This is a genomic window from Burkholderia sp. FW306-1C-G01B (assembly GCF_058781685.1).
The window spans coordinates 643-867 of record NZ_JBYSWZ010000040.1; the positions used below are offsets into that span (position 1 = coordinate 643).

A 225-nucleotide genomic window follows, 5' to 3' on the forward strand; every position below is an offset into this window, starting at 1 on the left:
TACCTGGAACACCAACTTCAACGCCGTCGAAGGCGTGAACGACGTAGAGGTCCGGCAAACCGATGTCGCTGGCAATACTTCAGGCCCGACTTCATTCAGCTTCACGCTCGATACGTCGGCCGCCGCGCCCGGTGTTGCACTAACCGCCGACTCAGGCAGCAACGCTACCGACCACATCACCAACGTCGGTACACTCAACGTGTCTGGTGTGGAGACTGGCGCAGT

1 protein-coding gene is annotated in these 225 nt (G+C 59.6%); it reads left to right on the forward strand.

What is annotated here, in order from left to right; genetic code table 11:
- A partial coding sequence (locus tag AC3WLY_RS35195) for a hypothetical protein (protein WP_492332765.1) occupies positions 1-225 on the forward strand: 225 nt, incomplete at both ends.